Here is a 19,706-nt window from a genome sequence, read left to right on the forward strand (position 1 = left end):
TAAAGTTTTGAATAAATATGGATTTATTGCTTGTTGGATTAAACCATAAAACCGCTGGCGTTGAAGTAAGGGAAAAACTTTATTATACACTTGAAGAAACCAAAGAAATTCTTCCAGAAATTGTTCATCTTTTTCTAAAAGAAGGAGTGCTGTTATCAACTTGCAACCGAACGGAACTTTATGGGGTTTTAAAAAGCGATGAAGTTAAACCAGAGCAGATTGTAAATTTTCTCATTTCTAAAAAGGAAGCATATCAGATTGTTGATTACTCTCACTTTTACATAATGCGCTCATACGATGCAGTAAGACATCTACTTGAGGTTGCCTCTGGAATTGATTCAATGCTTATAGGCGATGTCCAAATTCTCGGGCAGGTAAAGGATGCGTATGAGGTTGCTGTGAAGTGTGGAGTTGTTGGAACACTTCTACACCAAGTTTTTCATACCGCTTTTAGAGCTGGAAAGAGGGCAAAGTCGGAAACATCAATAAGTGAAGGCGCTGTTTCAATAAGCTATGCAGCGGTTGAACTCGCTGAAAAAATTTTCGCAGATCTTTCAAAAAAGAAAGGAATGCTCATCGGAGCGGGAGAAACAGCTGAACTTACAGCAAAGCATCTTTCCTCTCATGGTATGAGCGAACTTTACATCGCAAACAGGACAATAGAAAGGGCTCAAAAACTCGCAGAACAATTTAATGGAAAAGTTATAACACTTGAAGAAATAACAGATAAACTTTCCGAAGTTGATATCGTCGTTAGCTCCGTAGCTGTGAGTGATTATATCCTTACATTTTCTCAAGTGAAAAATGCGATGTCAAAAAGAGGTAATAGACCAATTCTTATCATAGATATCGGCGTCCCAAGAAATGTAGAACCATCAGTTAAGGAAATTGAAAATGTTTTTCTTGAAGACATTGATTCACTTGAATCAATTGCAAAGGCAAATTATGAGAGAAGGTTGAGCGAAATACCAAAGGTTCAACGCATAATTGATGAGGAACTTAAGAATTTTATCAAATGGTACGAATCTTATCAAGTCGCTCCGACAATAAAATTGTTGCGTGAGAGATTTGAAGAGATAAGACAGATTGAAATTGAAAAGTATAGAAACAAATTTTCTCCAGAGGACTTTCAAAAGGTTGACGCTTTGACAAGGTCATTGGTAAATAAATTACTTCACACTCCAACTGTGAGCATACGGGAATCGTCCAACGGGAAACCTGAATCTGAGAGGATAAAATTTATACAATTTGTCAGGGAATTATTTGGACTGGAATAAAAATAAACTCTTGTGATAATGCAAAAAATAATTATTGGAACGCGTGGTAGCAAACTAGCTTTGTGGCAGACGGAATTCGTTAAAGAAAAACTTTCAAAGGTTGTTCCAGATATTGAATTTGAAATCAAAATCATAAAAACGACGGGAGATAAAATTCTTAACTCCCCACTTTCAAAAATTGGCGATAAAGGAATTTTCACAAGGGAAATTGAAATTGAACTTTTGGATGGCAAAATTGACATGGCGGTTCATAGCTTAAAAGATCTTCCGACGAAGTTGCCCGATGGATTGACTATCGGTGCTGTAACGGAGCGAGAAGATGTAAGGGATGTTTTGATCTCACGAAATGATTTAAAACTTGCTGATCTACCTCTAAATTCTGTGATAGCTACAGGTAGTTTAAGGCGAAGGGCTCAACTTCTCAATATAAGACCTGATTTTAAATTTGTTGAAATTCGCGGAAACATTGACACAAGGTTCAGAAAGTTTGATGAGTCAAACTGGGACGGGATGATACTTGCTTATGCTGGTGTCAAAAGAATGAATTATACAAGTAGAGTTTCTGAAGTAATTTCAACGGATATCATCTTACCTGCGGTTGGTCAAGGCGCAATTGCGATTGAAGTCAGGGAGAAAGACGAAAAAATCCTTGATCTTGTAAGAAAAGTAAACCATCTTGAAACCGAACTCGCAACGAGAGCAGAACGAGCACTTTTGAGATATCTTGAAGGTGGATGTCAAATTCCAATTGGGGCATTCGCTTATGTTTCAAATGGGAAAATTAAACTTTCCGCAATGGTAAGCAATCTTGATGGCACATTCCTTGTACGTGATTCGGTTGAGGGTGATGTAAATGATCAAGTTGAAAACCTTGGATTTGAACTTGCCGAAAAACTTCTTCAACAAGGTGCATCAAAAATTCTTGATGAAATAAGGAAGATAACTTAAAAAATGAAAGTTTTGATAACACGAGATAAATCACAAGCAATTGAGTTTGCAAACTATCTTGAATCTTTCGGCCTCGTTCCTATTTTCTTTCCGACAATTGAGATAGTTGAGCCTGATTCTTGGGAAGAAGTTGACGAGCGAATTAAGCGAATTGATGATTATACCGATATAATTTTCACTAGCTCAAATGGAGTTAGATTTTTCTTTGAAAGGTTTGTCAGGTTTTATCCGATTGAGAAACTTAAAACGAAAAGATTTCACGCTGTTGGAGTGAGGACGAAAAACGAGATTGAGAAGTATGGTTTTAGAGTTGAAGCTTTACCAGAAAAATCTGATAAAGAGAGTTTGTTCGCAAAAATTTTAGCATCCGACGAAGCTAAATTTCTATTCCCCCGAGGTAATCTTTCGGATGAGATGTTTATAAAACTTTTGAAGGAAAGCGGTTTCAAAGTTGACGATGTTGTTGTCTATAAAACTATAAAACCTGACATAGACGAAAAAAGTAGGAATGAAATTAAGTCAATGATTGAAAGTGGAGAGATAAAGTTTATAACTTTTTTCAGCCCGTCAAGCGTAAGGAATTTTTTTGAGATCTTAGGAGATCTAAAATTGAATGGTCAAAAGATCGCTGTTATAGGTGAAACTACCCTTAAAGAATGTGAAAAGTTTGGTTTAAGTGTTGATATAAATCCGATGGAGATCAATCCCAAACCAAGTGCGAAGTTTCTTGCTGAGTTAATTAACATAGAAAAAACAAAATTCTGAAATTGGACTTGCGGAACGATATATTTTTGAAAGCTTGTAGAGGCGATAAAGCGGAGCGAACTCCGATCTGGATAATGCGCCAAGCTGGAAGATATTTGCCCGATTATAGGAAGATAAGAGCACAATACGATTTCCTCACAATGATAAAAACTCCGGAACTTGCGTCGGAGGTAACAATCCAACCGATTGAAATAATTGGTGTTGATGCTGGAATAATTTTTTCTGATATACTTGTCCTTCCGGAAGCTATGGGTTTAAATCTTTACATTGAAGAAAACAGGGGACCACGATTTGAAAAAAATATCAAAAGCGAGGCGGATATTGAGAATCTTATCATTCCAGATCCGACTGAAAAGTTAAAATATGTTCTTGAAGCGATAAGGTTAACGAAACGAAACATTGATGTTCCGCTTATTGGTTTTGCCGGTTCGCCGTGGACTTTGTTTGCCTACATGGTTGAAAGTGAGCCTGGAAAGGATTTTAAAAATGCAAAATTGTTTATCTATACCGAGCCCAAACTTGCTCATAAACTCCTTGAAAAAATTTCCGTTGCTGTTTCTGATTTTCTAATATCACAAATTGAATATGGTGCTGACGCAGTCCAGATATTTGACACTTGGGGTGGTATCCTAAACCATGATGATTTCGTAGAGTTTTCTTTGAATTACATTTCATATGTGATTGAAAAAGTTAAGGCGCAATTCCCCCATATCCCGTTGATTTTATTTTCAAAAGGTGTGTGGCAGTGGATTGATGAAATTATTAACTTAGGTTGTGATGTTATAAGTATTGACTGGACATTTGATATTAAAAAGGCCAGGGAGAAATCATATGATAAGGTTTCCATACAAGGAAACCTTGATCCAGTTGTTCTTCTCACGAAGCCAGAAGTGATTGTTCGTGAGACTATAAAGATACTTGAAAAGTATGGTAGTGGCGACCGACATATCTTTAACCTCGGTCATGGAATTTTACCTGAAACACCCGTTGAAAATGTTAAACTTCTTGTTGAAACAGTAAAGACGGAAAGCAGAAAATATCATAAACAAAATGATCGTTGGAAATTATGAAATTTACAGGTGTTGATATACAGCTTTTGAAAAAATACGATCGCCCTGGGCCAAGATATACAAGTTATCCTCCAGCCCCGGCCTTTTCAAAAGATTTCGGTCCTGATGATTATAGAAACGCAATAGTTGAAAATAATCTTCAAAATTCAAAATCTGATCTATCACTTTATTTCCACATTCCTTTCTGTGATACGCTGTGTTATTTTTGCGGATGCAATATGCTTGTGACACATAGGCGCGAGACCATAAGAAAATATCTTGACTATCTTAAAAAGGAAATTGATATGGTGTGGCGCTTAATCTCTCCAGAAAGAAAAGTAACACAATTGCACTGGGGTGGTGGAACTCCTTCTTACCTTGATCCTGATGAAATAAGAGAATTAGGAAACTTTATCAACGAGAGATTTAGATATGTTGATGAGCCTGAGGTAGGGGTTGAGATTGATCCACGAGGTTTAACATATGAACATATGAAGGCATTCCAAGAGGTTGGATTTAATAGAATAAGCATGGGGGTTCAAGATTTTGATCCTAAAGTTCAAAAAGCCGTTAATAGGATTCAGCCTGAAACGATAACAAGGCAAGCTATTGATTGGGCGCGCGAATTGGGCTTCAGAAGTATAAACATAGATTTAATTTATGGTTTGCCGTTTCAAACAGTTGAGTCATTTGAGAAAACAATTGACAAGATAATTGAGCTCTCGCCTGAAAGGCTTGCCGTTTTCAACTTTGCTTATGTCCCATGGCTTAAACCTCATCAGCGTGTGATAAAAAAAGAGGATCTACCAACTCCGGAAGTTAAATTGCAAATCTTGAAAATGACGATTGAAAAATTAACAGAAGCTGGATATGTTTATATCGGGATGGATCATTTTGCGAAGCCAGATGACGAGCTTGCAATTGCACAAAGAGAGAAGACTCTATATAGAAATTTCCAAGGTTATTCGACCCGCGCTGGGGCTGATTTGTATGCTTTTGGAATGTCAGCAATAAGTCAATTTCAAAACATCTATGCCCAAAATTATAAAGAATTGAAAGATTACTACGCAAGGATTGACGAAGAAAAATTTCCAACGGTGGTTGGATATAAGATGAGCCAAGATGATATCATAAGAAAGCATGTGATAATGCGCTTGATGTGTGATATGGAACTAACTAAAAGTGAAGTTGAAAGGAAATTTGGGATAAACTTTGATGAATACTTTGCGGATTCGCTTCCGAAACTTCAAGAATTTATTGATGATGGACTCGTTGAATTAACAGATGATAAAATAATTGTCACTTTGATGGGACGACTTGTGATAAGGAATATAGCTATGTGCTTTGACGCATATCTTGAAAAAATGATGAAAGAAAAACCGATATTTTCACGAACTGTTTAAATTCACAAAAATAGATAAGGTTTCCAACTCTCGTCAATTTCACCAACGAAATTCTTAAGGAAAAAAATTGGATTAGGTTTTCTGGGTTTCCTTAGTAATTTCATTCCAGCTTCTTCTGGGGTTCTATCACCTTTTTTATTGTTACATTGCACGCAGGCGCACACAAGATTCTCCCAAGTATCTTCGCCACCTTTTGATTTCGGTATCACATGATCAACAGTTAAAGGAACTCCTGTGCGACCGCAGTACTGACATCTGTGATTATCCCTTTTCAAAATGTTCTTTCTCGTTAAAATTACCCTGCGATATGGCATATGAATATAATACGATAACCTTACGACTGTCGGAAATGGAATTGAATAAGAAACAGACCTTATGTATTGTCCCTCTCTTGCTGCTACAAGTTCAGCTTTGCCAAGATAAAGAAGATTTATTGCTTTCTTAACGGGACAGATGCTCATTGGCTCGTAGTTTTGATTCAAGACGAGGACTTTTCGGTGTAACGGATTTGAAACCATTTCTTTTTCTTCGTACAGCCGAAATTTGAATTGGACTTCTTCTCTGAATTTAATTCACCTCCTTGAGGAGTTTTAAGGTTTCTATTTAAAATTTAAAACTCTTCTTGCCCCTACAAAAGTTCTCGCAAGTCGTTCGCTGAAAATTTGGTTTTTTTTATCTAAACTATTAATTCTAACAAAGCCAGACGCATGAATTACTTCCTTGTCTTTTCCAGTGTAAATTCCAACATGAGTGATCCTTTCTCCATCGGAGCTGAAAAACAAAAGATCGCCTTTTTTAAATTTCTTGAAATTTTTGCCAACATATTTCCCGACCCTCCATTGCATATCGGAATCCCTCGGCAGTTGCAATCCGTTTATTCTAAAAACAGTTTGAACAAAACCAGAGCAATCAAATCCCTTTGGAGTTTTACCGCCCCACAAATAAGATACACCGAGAAATTTCTTCGCCGTTTGAATTATGTTGTTTATGTTTAAGTTTTCCGAAGGTTTAAACTTTCTTGCTTCGTTTTTTCTGATAAATCCGAATGTTCCATCGGGAAGTTCAACTTTGAACCATCCGTTTTGAAAACCAATATAATTTAGAACAGAACAAATAACGATATCTCTTACTGCAAGCGAGTTTTTTTCTGGTTTTGAGTAAACAAATCCTGAATTTGAAATAAACTCAAGTTTTGGTTTTTTGATATATTCCGAGAAATTAAGCTCGTCCATCAGAACGACCTGCGGTTTATAGATCCAGCCAATGTATCCATCAAAATGCAGTTTTGCTCTAACCCAATCATCTTTTATTTCAAGCACATCAAAAGTTTCGCCAAGTATGATTTGAGTTGTTTGCTCGCTCCGCATTGATGGCTCTTTAAAAACTGAAGCAGTTCCAACATTGCAAACTCCGTATCTCAAGGTTATATCTTCAGCGGGCAGGAGTTTTATTGGGATGTCGGTTGGATAAAGCTTGAGAATTTTTTTCATAACTTCCTCATCGGATATCTTGATCAAACCTTCAGATAGCTCAAATACACATAATCTCGTATCTATCCCGAGTTTCTTGCGAATTTCTTCAATTTTTAGGCTCGGTTCTTCCATCTTGAGAAATTGGATTTCGTATTTTGATTAAAATATAATGCGGAAAGAAGTAATAATCAAGTTGTTATGCGGCGAAAAATCCACAAATGAATACTTTTCTATAAAGGGCTTTTTTACTTGGCTTGAAGTGGAGTAAATTTGCTTACGAGTTTAAAATTTTGTATATTTGTAGTGCTTTGGGCCCGTAGCTCAGTGGTAGAGCATCTGCCTTTTAAGCAGGAGGTCGGAGGTTCGATCCCTCCCGGGCTCACTTTAATCATAATCAACAGGGGTTAAAACTTCGTCATTTTCATTCATATCTTTTTTAAACATTTCTGACAACTTTTTATAGATTTCGCCAGGCTTTCCATTTCCTATGGTGATCCCATCGTATTTTACTATTGGTGCGACAACAAGAGTAGTGCTGAAAAACATCATTTCACTGCTGTTATATGCCTCACTTATCGGAATATCAGTTGATACAACATCTTTCAAAATCCCTTCCTCCTTAAGCAAGTTTGCAAAGTAAATTGCTCGTTTAAGCATTGTCCCATGTAAAACCTTTTCAAGTCGGGGGTATTTGAAAATTTTATCGTGGGTTACAATTGCGACATTTTTATTTGAGCCTTCGGTAAGATAACCTTCGGAATCAATTCCAATTGCGGTGTCAGCTCCAACATTGTGAGCGAAAAATTCCATCATAACATTTGATAGATAGTTACAACTTTTGACCTGTGGAGTAAAAGGTTGCTTTAACCTGAACGGACTCGTGACAACATTTAAACCTTCTTCGTAATATCTTTTTGGATAATTCGGGAATGAAGTTATGATCAGATAAAAATGCCCCCTTGGCGATTCATCTGGGTAGACGCTGAAACCACCAGTTCCTCTTGAAATCCAAAACCTTGCTATGCAGTATCTCTTTCCTGTTATGGCAATAGTTTCAAGAATTATTTCTTTCATTTCTTGTTTTGTCAGAGGTATTTTTATGCCGATTGAGGTTGCTGAGCGAATAATTCTATCCAGATGTTCGTCAAGTAGATAAACTTTTCCGTTAACAACAAGCGAGTTATCAAAAACTCCATCTCCGCGATGTACCATGTGATCGTCAAAGGGGATGGTCATAAGATTTGGATTTGTCACAACAGCGTCCCAAACTGTTGAATACATTGCGAAGTATTTTTCTTTCAAAGGTGTTTCTTGTTTAACCCAGTTGAGGTAATCTTGCTCGTTCCAAATTTTTAATTTCTTTTTTTTCATTTTGCCCTCCCTGAACTTTGTTGTTTAATCTCGCTCAAGAGCTCATCAAATTTGTCAACAAACAAATCAACATGTTCTTTTTGTATGATAAGCGGTGGCAATAACCTGATGACATTATTGCTTGTGCAATTTACGATCACGCCTTTTTCTATTAGACGATTGACGATATCAAAACATTCAATGTTAAGTTCAACCCCGAGCATTAACCCAATTCCGCGGACATCTTTCACTATTTCTTGGTGTTTTGATTTGAGTTCGGAAAGCTTTTCAAGTAGATATTTACCAATGTTTTTAACATTATCAATGATTCCATTTTGAATTTCTTTTATAACAGCACAGCCAGCTGAACAAGCAACGGGATTTCCTCCAAATGTTGAGCCGTGCACACCAGTTGTAAACACATCAGCGACTTTTTCATTTCCGAGCACAGCTCCGAGCGGTAATCCACCGCCGAGAGGTTTTGCAAGTGCTACAACATCGGGTTTTACACCGTAATGTTCAAAGGCAAAAAGTTTGCCAGTTCTCCATAAGCCACTTTGAATTTCGTCAGCTATTACAAGAAAGTTGAATTTTTCACGCAGTTCAAAAATTCTTTCTACAAATTTTTCATTTGCTGGGACAATTCCACCTTCGCCTTGAATGAATTCAATAAAAACTCCAGCTGTTTTGTGATTTATTTTGTTTTCCATATCTTCAACATCGTTGTATTTTGCAACGAAAATTTGAGGTAGAAATGGCTCATAGCCATCGCGATATTTCACTTTGTCCATCAAGGAAAGAGCTCCCATCGTTCTGCCATGGAATGAATTTGAAAACGCAACGATTTCGTTTTTGTCAAATTTTTTGCCCCACTTTCTTGTAAGTTTAATTGCGGTCTCAATTGCTTCTGCACCGCTGTTGGTAAAGAAAACTTTGCGGTAACCTGAAATTTGTATAAGCAAGCTCGCAAGTTCAATCTGTGGATCTTGTATGAAAAGATTTGAAAGGTGAAGATACTTTTCAATTTGCTGGGAAATTGCTTTTTTAACTTTCTCATTGCCGTAGCCAAGTGCATTAACCCCGATTCCAGCGATCATGTCAATGTATTTTTTTCCTTCCGAATCAACGAGATAGACTCCATCGCCATATTTTATGTGAACCCCAAGTCGTTTATAGGTTTGAAAGAACAAGTTTTTTTCAATCTCAAAAATTTGCATCAGTTTTCCCCTGTTAATTTTGACAATTTTTGAAGGAGTGAGTAAAGAAATTTCACTTTTTCTTTTAGCGTTTGAATGTCGTCGTTGTTTTGTATCACTATGTCCGCAAGCTTTCTCTTCTTGGTCGGATTCATTTGTGCTTTCATTCTTTTTAAAACTTCTTCTCTTGAACAACCATCTCGTTCCATTATTCTTTTAATTTTAACTTCCTCGTCGGCGTCAACGACGATAACATAATCAAGCTCGCTGTCAAAGCCAGATTCAAATATAAGTGCAGCTTCAACGATGACAAAGCTATGTGTTTTTTCTTTTGAAATTTTTTTAAATTCAGCGATGATTTTTTTTATCACTGCTGGATGGACGATGGACTCAAGTTGTTTCTTCTTTTCCTCGTTGGAAAAAATTATTTCAGCGATGAATTTTCGGTTAAGTTTTCCCCCGATGTAAGCTTCCTCACCGAACATTTTTCTAATTTTGCTCTTGAGATTTTCATCTTCTTCCATAAGCTTTTTGGCAAGGTCATCTGCATAAATAACTTTCGCCCCAAGTTCTTCAAAGAACTTGCAAACTGTTGTTTTCCCAGAGCCGATTCCTCCAGTGACGCCTACGGTTAAGATCCCGTGTTTGAAATGCAATTTTTCAGTTTTTTTCTAAAAATTAAAAATTCTTCAAAAAATAAAAAAGTGGGAGCTTGATTAGCCCCCACTTCTGTTGGTGAGAATTTCAGGATTGAAATTTCTTACTTTGCATATGCAACTGCACGAACTTCTCTTATGACCGTGACCTTGATTTGTCCAGGATATTCCATTTCTTCTTGAATTTTTGCAGCGATATCTCGTGAAAGTTGATCGGCGAGGTTATCATCTACTTTGTCTGGTTCAACTATAACTCTTACCTCGCGACCAGCTTGGATTGCGTAGGTTTTCGCAACGCCTTCAAATGATTTGGCAATTTCTTCAAGCTTTTGTAATCTTCTCACATAACCTTCAACTGATTCTCTTCTTGCTCCGGGTCTTGCTCCACTTATTGCATCCGCTGCTTGAACGATTGCTGCGATCGGGGTTTCCATTGGTATATCTTCGTGATGCGAGCCGACAGCATTTACAACAACAGGATGTTCACCGTATCTACTCAAAATTTCATAGCCTATCAATGCGTGAGGCCCTTCTTGTTTATCAACTACTTTGCCTATATCGTGGAATAGCCCAGCTCGCTTGGCAAGATGTGGATCAAGCCCAAGTTCAGAAGCCATTATAGCTGCAAGGTATGCGACCTCTATGCTGTGTTGCAAAACATTTTGACCATAGCTAGAACGATACTTCATCTTTCCGACAAGCCGGACAATCTCACGATGGACATTATGAATTCCAAGTTCAAGTAATGTGTTCTCACCAACTCTATACATTTCTTCTTCAAGCTCCTGCTTAACTTTTTCAACAACTTCTTCTATCCTTGCTGGATGAATTCGTCCATCAGCGAGTAACCTCTCAAGCGCAATTTTTGCAACTTCTCTTCTAAATGGGTCAAATCCAGAGATTATTACTGCTTCTGGGGTATCGTCAACTATTATATCGCATCCAGTAAGCTGTTCAAAAGCGCGGATGTTTCTTCCTTCTCGTCCTATTATTCTTCCTTTTAATTCGTCATTTGGTATATGTAAAACAGTTACGGTCGTTTCAACTGAGTGATCGGCTGCTGTTCTTTGAATTGCTTGGACTATTATTTTTTGAGCTTCTTTTTTGGCTTCTTCTTTGGCTTGCTCACGAATTTCGCGGATCATTTTAGCAGCTTCGGCTTTGGCTTCTGAAACCATCTTGTCAATAAGCATTTTCTTTGCTTCTTCGCTGGTCAAACCAGCGATTTTTTCAAGTTGAAGCTTTTGTTCTTCAATAAGTTGTTCAACTTCCTTCTGTTTTAACTCAATTAATTTTTTCTGTTCATCAAGTTGCTGTTGAATCTTGTTCAGCTCGCGTTCTCTTTTATTTAGCTCCTCGGATCTTTCGTTTAGTTTCTCTTCTTTTGATAAAAGTTGTTTCTCATAGGATTGAAGCTTTTGCTTGATTTGGTTTACTTCCGCTTCAAATTCTTGTTTTTTCTTGAACCATTCATCCCTTACTTCAAGAAGTTTCTCTTTTTTTATGTTATTTGCTTCGCGTTCGGCATCTTCAATTATTTTTTGGGCTCGCGCTTCTGCTGTTCCGATCTTTTTTTCTTCAATTTTTGAATGGAAGAACCAGCCAAGTAGAAATGCAAACAGAACAGCAACAGAAATAACTATGTATACAACCATATTCCCTGATCCTCCAATTTATTTTTCAATTAACTTTAAAAAATTAAAAACCGCGCTTGCCAGCCCAGCAAGCTTAATAAGTGAGAACCGGTGCCTGCCTGGATACTTCTTACTTCCACCGTCCGTTTTTTAAGTTCTGGCTAAACCAGAACAACGGAATCCCATCCCTGAAAGTGAGAACAGGGATGAGATTGTGGCCTGTAATCCGCATCCAAGAGCCAGGCTACCCTTGAACTTTGACGCTGGTTCTCCCTTAAGCTCAAACTGAGCTGACAGCGCGGTCTATAAACTTAATATCTTATCTACCCTTGATGACAAACTAAGTAACATGTTCTCTATCTCGCTTTCAACATAACCTCTATTCATCCGCTCGCGAAATAGCTCTTCGGCGATATTTAACGCAGTCAAAATTGCAATGGTCAAAACAGATTGCTCGGGCAGCTTGTTATGCAGTTCGTTCATCATCTTGTCTACGTATTCAGCGACTTTATAAGCAATTTCTTCGTCTTCAACTTTTAAGGTATATTCAGTATTAAAAATTTTTACCTTAACTATCTTTGGTTGTGATAAGTCCAAGTTTTCTCCTTAAAAGTTTTTCGTTTTCTGTTCTTCCAGGAAAACCAGCGTCAAAATTTTTCAAAGATACTGATTTAATCTTTCAAGCAAAATGGCTATTCTATTTTTCAATTCTTCTCTCTCTTTGGAATCAAACAAAACCACACCGTTCTTGCGCATTGCTTCATTCTCTTGCCTCAGGGCTTCGTTCTCCGCTTCAAGCGAAGATATTTTCCGTTTCAAATTTTCGTTTTCTTCTTTCAAATTTTTAACATATTCAAAAACTTTATCAAATTTGCCTTGAAGATCCTCTATAATTTTTGCGAAACTTGAGTTAGTGTTTTTACCATCCATCTCTAAATTTCAGTAAGTTCTGAGTTGAGCACCAAATTTTTGACTTATATAATTTACGACTTTATTGATTAATTCGTTAACTTCTTCATCTGTCAAAGTTTTTTCCCTTGATAAAATTTCAAGTGAAAAAGCGACGCTTTTCTTGCCTTCGCCAATTTTCTCGCCTCTGTATATATCAAATAGACGAATTGACCTCAATGTCTCGCCGATTTTTTCTTTTATCGCTTTTTCTATTTCTCCAACAGGGACTTCTTCATCAACCACGAACGCAAGGTCTCTGTAAACGCTTGGGAATCTCGGTAACTCTGAATATCGTCTTTCTTCAATCTTTGAATGTTTGCAAAGCAGATCAAAATCAACTTCAGCAATATATATGTCTGATTCTATATCAAATTTTTCCAAGATCTCGTCGCTTACTTTTATTAATCTTCCTGCGTATTTTCCTGCAATTTCAACGCCTATTTCAAGGTCCGCAAGTCCACTATTATTAGAATAATAAATAAACTGATAATTTTCAAGAAAAATGCTTCTAAACAAGCGTTCAACTTCACCCTTTAAGTCGTAGATGTCAAAATTTCTCTCTTTTATATCGTGGGAGATCGGCTCGGCTAAACCAGTGATTAAAATTAAAAGTCGCTCTTCTTCAACATAGTTATCAACATACCTTGGTTTTTCATCTTCATCAAAAGCAATTCTATAAACTTTTCCTATCTCAAAGAACTTTAAATTTTTTATTCCGTAGCCGAAGTTGTGTTTAACGACATCAAGGGCGCTTGGGATTAGGCTTGTCCTTAAAGTTGACATTTCCTTGCTCAATGGATTCAAAACTTTAACGAAGTTTTTCCCGAAGAGCGCAGTTTTATTTTCGTCAAGCATGCTGTTTGTAACGACTTCTTTAAAACCAGCTCCGATCAGTCTTTCGCGCACAATCTCGTGGAAATCAACTTTGATTTTCTTATCTGAAAAATGAATAACTGATTGCATTTTATCGGGAATTTTATCGTATCCATAAACTCTTGCGACTTCTTCAATAAGGTCAATCTCTCGCTCAATATCCGGTCTGAAAGTTGGAATTTTAACGGTTAATCTTTCTTCGTCTTGATTTAAGATTTCAAATTCAAGCCCCTCAAGAATTTTTGCGACCTCGTTTTTATGAACATCAACCCCAAGGACGGAATTTAATCGTGCAAATCTTAATGTAACGATTTTTGTTTCAATTTTAACAGGGTAAACATCAATTATACCTTGTAAAACTTCGCCACCTGCGATCTCAGCCATAAGTTGAGCAGCGCGATTTACCGCCCATATAACAGCCTCTGGATCTGCACCTCGTTCAAATCTATAAGAGGCATCTGTTGATAACCCGAGATATTTTGATGTTCTTCTTATACTTATAGGATTGAAATAAGCACTTTCTATCAAGACATTTTTGGTCTCGCTTGTGATTTCGGTATTTGCTCCACCCATCACTCCTGCAATAGCAACTGGCTTTTCGGCGTCACATATCATTAGTGTATCTTTTCTCAATGTTCTTGCTTTACCATCAAGAGTTATGAAAGTTTCGCCTTCATTAGCACATTTCACGATGATTTTATGGCCTGCGAGCTTATCGTAATCAAAAGCGTGAAGTGGATGTCCAATCTCGTAGAGAACGAAATTTGTTATATCAACGATGTTATTTATCGGTCGTAAACCAACGGATTGAAGATAGTTCTGAAGCCATTTTGGGGATGGCTCTACTTTAACATTAAAAACAACTCTCGCTGCGTATCTTGGGCAGTTTACTGAGTCAATAATTTCAACGGAAGCGAAATCTGTAATTTTTCTATTTGACTCAATAATTTTGATTTCTGGCTTTTTAAGTTTCAGTCCGAAAGCGACTGCGAGTTCTCGGGCAATCCCAATATGGCTTAGGCAATCTGGACGATTTGGAGTTATGCTGATATCATAAACCACATCGTCAAGTCCGAAATACTCCGCAAGTGGTTGTCCAACCTTTGCATTTGGATCAAGGACCATTATGCCTTCTTTATCATCGCCAAGTCCGAGCTCATATTCTGAGCATATCATTCCAAATGATTCAACACCACGAATTTTAGCTCTCGTTAGAACGAATGGTTTGCCTTCGGGATCATGCTGATTTCTTGGAATAATTGCTCCGACGAGGGCAACTGGAACTTTCTGCCCTGTTGCAACATTCGGAGCTCCACAAATAATTTGAAGTGTGTCGTTTCCAACATTGACTTTACAAACTGTTAATTTATCTGCGTTTGGATGTTTGTTTACCTCAAGAACTTCTCCGACATAAAAACCTTTAAACTTTTCCCCGAGATATTCAACGCTTTCAACTTCAAGTCCGAGCATTGTAAGTTTTTCTTTAACTTCCTCTGGATTTGCTTCAAGTTCAATGTAGTTTTTCAACCATTTGTGTGAGATTTTCACTTCTTCAGGTTCTTTTTTTATTTTTGTGACTAAAATTGTTCAAGGAATCTGAAATCGTTTTCATAGAACAATCTTATATCATCAATTCCATACTTTAGCATTGCTATTCTTTCAACTCCCATTCCGAAAGCATAGCCAGTGTATTTTTCGGGGTCGTATCCGACAAAGTTAAATACATTCGGATCAACCATTCCACAACCAAGTATTTCAAGCCATCCTCCGTATTTGCAAACTCTGCAGCCTTTACCACCGCATATGAAGCAGCTGACATCAACTTCTGCACTTGGTTCAGTAAATGGGAAGAAACTTGGTCTAAACCTTAATTTAACATCGCTTCCAAACATTTGCTTGGCAAAGGAAAGCAAAGTGCCTTTTAACTCTGCAAATGAAACTCCAACATCAACATATAGTCCTTCAACTTGATGAAAAAGGCAATAGCTTCTTGCACTTATTGCTTCGTTTCTATAAACTCTGCCAGGTGCGATTATTCTCACCGGCGGTTGCTTTGATTCCATTACTCTTATTTGAACAGGAGATGTGTGAGTTCGCAAAATGATATTTTCCTTGATAAAAAATGTATCTTGCATGTCTCTTGCGGGATGCTCCGGAGGTATGTTAAGCGCTTCAAAATTGTGATAATCATCTTCTATCTCGGGACCTGAAGCAACCTCAAAGCCCATTGATATGAAAATTTTCTTGATTTCTTCAAGCGTTTGGGTAAGTGGATGTTTCCGGCCGGTATATTGAAATCTACCAGGGATTGTTAAGTCAATTAATTCTTTAGCTTTTTTCTTGCCTTTTTCAATTTCCCGCTTTTTCTCATTGAACTTTGTTTGGGCGAGTTCTTTAAATTCGTTTAGAAGTTTTCCGATGGAGGGTTTTTCTTCAGGTGGTATCTCTTTAAGTTTGTCAAATAATGTTTGGATGATTCCCCTTCGCCCGAGGTATTTAACTCTGAATTCTTCAAGTTGTTTTTCGTCGCCTATCGTTTCAATCTCTTTTAAGAATTTCGCTTTGGCTTCCTCAATTTGATTAATCATTTTTTTCAGGAAACTTTGTTCAAACTTTTTAAAATAAAAAACTCCCATCATCGGGGTTGAAGATTTGTTGCAAGGACCCGAACGATGGGAGTGAAATTTTAACTAAAAGCGAACTTTACAACTTCAGCGAAGGCATCAGGATTGTTTACAGCAAGATCAGCTAACATTTTGCGGTTGATTTCAACCTGTTTTTGCTTTAGAGCGGAGATAAGTTTTGAATAGGTTGTGCCGTTTAATCTTGCAGCTGCGTTTATTCTTGCTATCCAAAGCCGTCTAAATTCTCGTTTTTTAGTTCTTCTGTCGCGATATGAGTATTGAAGCGCTTTAGCGACATGGTCTTTTGCTTGTCTGAGGGTGTTGCCACGCATCCCCCAGAATCCCTTCGCTCTCTCAAGTATTTTCTTTCTTCTTCTCCTTGATGCTGGCTTATTCGTCGCTCTCATCTGTTCCAGTCATAAATTTAGTTTTTAAAAAAAATCAAGCAAGGATTAATTGTTTTATTCTTTTTTCTTCGTATGGATGAACAAGAGTTGGTTTACGAAGCTGTCTTTTTCTTTTTCTTGATTTGCCTGTTGCAAGATGGCTTCTGCCTGCTTTTTGCCTTTTTATCTTGCCAGTTGCAGTGAGTTTAAATCTTTTCATTGCTGCTCGTTTGCTCTTCACCTTTGGCATCGCTTGGTTGTCCTCCAGATTGTTTATTTTTTTCTTCCTGTTCTTTTAACATTTGGATTTTCTTTCTATCAGGTGCAAATATAACACTCATAGAACTTCCTTCAAGTCGTATATCTTGCTCGACCCGCGCAACATCAGAAAGAAATTCAATCAGCCTTTTCAAAATTCTCTCTCCGAATTCGGTGTGTAAAATTTCTCTGCCTTTGAAGATAACTTGCGCTTTAACTTTGTGTCCATCAAGTATAAATTCTTTTGCGTGGCGCGCCTTGAACTGAAAATCGTGTTCACCTGTATTTGGATGAAATCTTAGCTCCTTTAAAACCGACGCGGACTTCTGCTTCTTCTGAAGTTTTTCCTCTTTTTGTTTCTCATACTTGTATTTGCCATAATCCATTAACCTACAAACTGGCGGATTGGCCTGTGGAGCAACTTCAACAAGGTCATAACCTCTTTCCTCAGCGAGCTTTAATGCATCGCGCGTGTTCATTATGCCGAGTGATTGTCCGTTTTCATCAATTACTCTAACTCTTGGAACCTTAATTTGCTCATTAATGCGTAATTCTCTTTCTATGATGACTTCCCTTTTTTATTTTTAAAGATTTTTAGTGTTTTGCTTTTTTCCTTCTTATTTCTTGCCGTGTTCTTTCTCCGTTTGTAACGATTAAATTTGCGATATATTTAATCGTCTCCTCGTGCGATTTTCTAAATTCGTTTATTTTTTCTGCCATCATTCGCATTGTTTCTGCATGTTCTCGTCTGAAATCATCAAGTCGCTCCATCATAATTCGCATTGTTTCCGCATGTTCTCTTCTAAATTCGGTGATTAATTCACTTATATTTTTCGCTTCCGCTTTCAGAGTTTTATTGTTTATAATTGCATACAGCGTCAGGAAAACACCAAGTATCGTGGCTATTATTCCACCAAATGTCAATGCCTCAAGGAAATTCATGTTATTCCACAGCTTTGCTTTCTATCTCAAATTTAATCCGTGATATAAAACTTTCCAAATCAAATGCACCAAGATCGCCTTTACCATGCCTTCTTACTGAAACAGTTTGATTTACTTTTTCTCTTTCACCGATCACAAGCATATATGGGATCTTTTTCGTCTCGGCTTCTCTTATTTTGTAGTTTATTTTTTCATTTCTCAAATCAATTTCAGCACGGATCTTTGCATTTTTAAGCTTTTCAAAAACTTCCTTTGCGTAATCATTTTGGGCATCTGTTATAGGTAAGACAACAGCTTGCACAGGAGCAAGCCAAACGGGGAAATTTCCTGCGAAATGTTCCGTTAAAATTCCGACAAATCTCTCAAATGAACCAAATATGGCTCTGTGAATCGCAACTGGGCGTTTAGGTTGTCCATCAACATCAATATAAGTTAAATCAAACCTCTCGGGCAACATGACAAAGTCAAGTTGAATTGTAGCAACTTGCCAATCTCTTCCAAGAGCATCTTTTATCTGGACATCTATCTTTGGGCCGTAAAATGCTCCTTCCTTCTCTTTCAATCCGTATTTTATTCCGTTTTGTTCAAGCGCTGTTTTTAACGCCTGTTCAGCTTGCTCCCACAAGCTTGGATCGCCCATTGCGTTGTCTGGTTTGGTTGAAAGATAATAGGCAGGTTCAAATTTGAAAATGCCATAGACATAGTTTATAAAATCAATTAGCTCGTTGATTTCGTTTAAAATTTGATCAGGTCTGCAATAGATATGTGCGTCATCCATTGTTATCTGTCTTACACGAAACATCCCACCAAGTGCGCCGGAGATTTCATTCCTGTGCAATCTTCCTATCTCTGCAAGTCGCAAAGGCAAATCTCTGTAACTTCTTGTTTTCATTTTATAAACATATGTGCTTTCGGGACAATTCATAGGTTTGAGCGAATAAATTTCATCTTCAACCTCCAGAACGAACATATTCTCTTTGTAATGCTCCCAATGCCCTGATCTTTCCCAAAGATCTTTCTTCACAAGGATAGGCGTTGATATCTCCTCATAACCTCTTTTATCAAGTTCTTCACGAATGAATTTTTCAAGTTCACGAAAGATTATCATTCCTTTTGGAAGCCAGAAAGGCGCACCTGGAGCGATGTCATGGAATACAAAAAGCTCAAGTTCCTTGCCAAGCCGTCGGTGATCTCTTTTTTTCGCCTCCTCAAGCCGTTTTAAATGTTCATCAAGGAGTTCTTTCTTTGGATATGCAACTCCATATACTCTTTGCAACATCTTGTTTCTTGAATCACCACGCCAATAAGCTCCAGCAACACTTAATAGTTTAACATATTTTATCTTACCTGTTGATGGAAGATGTGGACCGCGACATAGATCCGTAAAACTTCCTTCACTGTAAAAAGTTATTGTATCGTTATCATCAATTTGTTCTATAATTTCAACTTTGTATGGATCACCTTTCTTCTTGAAAAACTCAAGAGCTTCTTCTTTTGTGACAACTTTTCTAATGTAGGGTTGATCTTTCTGCGCGAGTTCTTTCATTTTCTCTTCAATTCTAACAAGGTCATCTGGGGTCAGGGGTCTATCAACATCAACATCGTAATAGAATCCATCTTCAATTGGCGGTCCTACTCCAAACTTTGCTCCAGGAAAGAGTTCCTCTATCGCATGAGCCATAAGATGAGCAGAACTGTGCCAGAATACCTCTCTTCCTTCAGGGTCATCAAATGTGAGAATTTGAAGTTCGCAATCGGATTCCAACGGTTTAGTAAGATCTATAACAACACCGTTAACTTTTGCTGCAACTGCTTCTTTTGCAAGTCGTTTGCTTAAATTTTCAGCTATTTGAAGAGGCGTTGTTCCTTTATCAACTTCAATAAAAGTACCATCAGGCAATTTAACTTTTATCTTCTCCATA

At 37.4% G+C, this 19,706-nt stretch carries 20 protein-coding genes and 1 tRNA gene; 6 read left to right on the top strand and 15 right to left on the bottom strand.

Annotation, left to right across the window (positions count from 1 at the left end; all coding sequences use genetic code 11):
* Nucleotides 1-17: 17 nt before the first annotated feature.
* The 5 genes from hemA to hemN are packed head-to-tail and all read left to right on the top strand — an operon-like array spanning nucleotide 18 to nucleotide 5,442.
* A complete protein-coding gene (gene hemA, locus NZ923_01350; GenBank protein ID MCS7228664.1) occupies nucleotides 18-1,277 on the top strand; it encodes a glutamyl-tRNA reductase in 1,260 nt (419 codons plus the stop codon).
* A 15-nt stretch (nucleotides 1,278-1,292) separates the two neighbouring features.
* Nucleotides 1,293-2,225: a hydroxymethylbilane synthase gene (hemC, locus tag NZ923_01355; protein ID MCS7228665.1), complete on the top strand. Its 933-nt coding sequence runs from the start codon at nucleotides 1,293-1,295 to the stop codon at nucleotides 2,223-2,225.
* A 3-nt stretch (nucleotides 2,226-2,228) separates the two neighbouring features.
* Nucleotides 2,229-2,990 (top strand): uroporphyrinogen-III synthase, encoded by a 762-nt coding sequence (locus tag NZ923_01360; protein MCS7228666.1) that lies wholly within the window; start codon nucleotides 2,229-2,231, stop codon nucleotides 2,988-2,990.
* Nucleotides 2,991-2,992: 2 nt separating this feature from the next.
* Nucleotides 2,993-4,060, top strand: a complete 1,068-nt coding sequence (gene hemE / locus NZ923_01365) for a uroporphyrinogen decarboxylase (GenBank protein ID MCS7228667.1) — start codon at nucleotides 2,993-2,995, stop codon at nucleotides 4,058-4,060.
* Nucleotides 4,057-5,442 carry an oxygen-independent coproporphyrinogen III oxidase gene (hemN, locus tag NZ923_01370; GenBank protein MCS7228668.1) on the top strand — a complete coding sequence of 462 codons (1,386 nt, stop codon included), beginning with the start codon at nucleotides 4,057-4,059 and terminating at the stop codon, nucleotides 5,440-5,442. Before hemE ends, hemN begins: the two co-directional genes overlap by 4 nt.
* 2 nt (nucleotides 5,443-5,444) lie before the next feature.
* Here hemN and NZ923_01375 read toward each other — a convergent pair whose 3' ends face one another.
* Nucleotides 5,445-5,960 carry an HNH endonuclease gene (locus tag NZ923_01375; protein MCS7228669.1) on the bottom strand — a complete coding sequence of 172 codons (516 nt, stop codon included), beginning with the start codon at nucleotides 5,958-5,960 and terminating at the stop codon, nucleotides 5,445-5,447.
* An 81-nt stretch (nucleotides 5,961-6,041) separates the two neighbouring features.
* On the bottom strand, nucleotides 6,042-7,046 hold the full coding sequence (locus NZ923_01380; GenBank protein MCS7228670.1) for an NlpC/P60 family protein: 1,005 nt from the start codon (nucleotides 7,044-7,046) through the stop codon (nucleotides 6,042-6,044).
* A 178-nt stretch (nucleotides 7,047-7,224) separates the two neighbouring features.
* Between NZ923_01380 and NZ923_01385 the strand changes: the two genes are divergently transcribed.
* Nucleotides 7,225-7,296, top strand: a tRNA-Lys gene (locus tag NZ923_01385).
* A 2-nt stretch (nucleotides 7,297-7,298) separates the two neighbouring features.
* Here NZ923_01385 and NZ923_01390 read toward each other — a convergent pair.
* From NZ923_01390 to thrS, 13 genes are all read right to left on the bottom strand, one after another.
* Nucleotides 7,299-8,285, bottom strand: a complete 987-nt coding sequence (locus NZ923_01390; protein ID MCS7228671.1) for an aminotransferase class IV — start codon at nucleotides 8,283-8,285, stop codon at nucleotides 7,299-7,301.
* Nucleotides 8,282-9,481: an aspartate aminotransferase family protein gene (locus tag NZ923_01395; GenBank protein ID MCS7228672.1), complete on the bottom strand. Its 1,200-nt coding sequence runs from the start codon at nucleotides 9,479-9,481 to the stop codon at nucleotides 8,282-8,284. The genes NZ923_01390 and NZ923_01395 overlap by 4 nt, the downstream gene beginning before the upstream one ends.
* A complete protein-coding gene (gene coaE, locus NZ923_01400) occupies nucleotides 9,481-10,116 on the bottom strand; it encodes a dephospho-CoA kinase (protein ID MCS7228673.1) in 636 nt (211 codons plus the stop codon). Before coaE ends, NZ923_01395 begins: the two co-directional genes overlap by 1 nt.
* Before the next feature lie 104 nt (nucleotides 10,117-10,220).
* The gene (gene rny / locus NZ923_01405) at nucleotides 10,221-11,771 is read right to left on the bottom strand and encodes a ribonuclease Y (GenBank protein ID MCS7228674.1); all 1,551 of its coding nucleotides are present in this window, start codon (nucleotides 11,769-11,771) and stop codon (nucleotides 10,221-10,223) included.
* Between the two features lie 282 nt (nucleotides 11,772-12,053).
* Nucleotides 12,054-12,347, bottom strand: coding sequence for a cell division protein ZapA (locus NZ923_01410; protein MCS7228675.1), 294 nt, complete (start codon nucleotides 12,345-12,347; stop codon nucleotides 12,054-12,056).
* A 60-nt stretch (nucleotides 12,348-12,407) separates the two neighbouring features.
* Nucleotides 12,408-12,680, bottom strand: a complete 273-nt coding sequence (zapB, locus tag NZ923_01415) for a cell division protein ZapB (protein MCS7228676.1) — start codon at nucleotides 12,678-12,680, stop codon at nucleotides 12,408-12,410.
* Between the two features lie 9 nt (nucleotides 12,681-12,689).
* Nucleotides 12,690-15,122, bottom strand: a complete 2,433-nt coding sequence (gene pheT, locus NZ923_01420) for a phenylalanine--tRNA ligase subunit beta (GenBank protein ID MCS7228677.1) — start codon at nucleotides 15,120-15,122, stop codon at nucleotides 12,690-12,692.
* A gap of 29 nt (nucleotides 15,123-15,151) precedes the next feature.
* Nucleotides 15,152-16,162, bottom strand: coding sequence for a phenylalanine--tRNA ligase subunit alpha (pheS, locus tag NZ923_01425; GenBank protein ID MCS7228678.1), 1,011 nt, complete (start codon nucleotides 16,160-16,162; stop codon nucleotides 15,152-15,154).
* Nucleotides 16,163-16,260: 98 nt separating this feature from the next.
* A complete protein-coding gene (gene rplT, locus NZ923_01430; protein ID MCS7228679.1) occupies nucleotides 16,261-16,605 on the bottom strand; it encodes a 50S ribosomal protein L20 in 345 nt (114 codons plus the stop codon).
* A 34-nt stretch (nucleotides 16,606-16,639) separates the two neighbouring features.
* A complete protein-coding gene (gene rpmI, locus NZ923_01435) occupies nucleotides 16,640-16,834 on the bottom strand; it encodes a 50S ribosomal protein L35 (GenBank protein MCS7228680.1) in 195 nt (64 codons plus the stop codon).
* Nucleotides 16,791-17,387, bottom strand: coding sequence for a translation initiation factor IF-3 (infC, locus tag NZ923_01440; protein MCS7228681.1), 597 nt, complete (start codon nucleotides 17,385-17,387; stop codon nucleotides 16,791-16,793). The genes rpmI and infC overlap by 44 nt, the downstream gene beginning before the upstream one ends.
* A 49-nt stretch (nucleotides 17,388-17,436) precedes the next feature.
* Nucleotides 17,437-17,784, bottom strand: a complete 348-nt coding sequence (locus NZ923_01445) for a hypothetical protein (GenBank protein MCS7228682.1) — start codon at nucleotides 17,782-17,784, stop codon at nucleotides 17,437-17,439.
* 1 nt (nucleotide 17,785) lies between these two features.
* Complete coding sequence (thrS, locus tag NZ923_01450; protein MCS7228683.1) at nucleotides 17,786-19,705, bottom strand: threonine--tRNA ligase; 1,920 nt, start codon at nucleotides 19,703-19,705, stop codon at nucleotides 17,786-17,788.
* Nucleotide 19,706: the final 1 nt, after the last annotated feature.

The organism is Candidatus Kryptonium sp., from assembly GCA_025060635.1.
In the GTDB taxonomy this organism is placed as follows: Bacteria; Bacteroidota; Ignavibacteria; order Kryptoniales; family Kryptoniaceae; genus Kryptonium.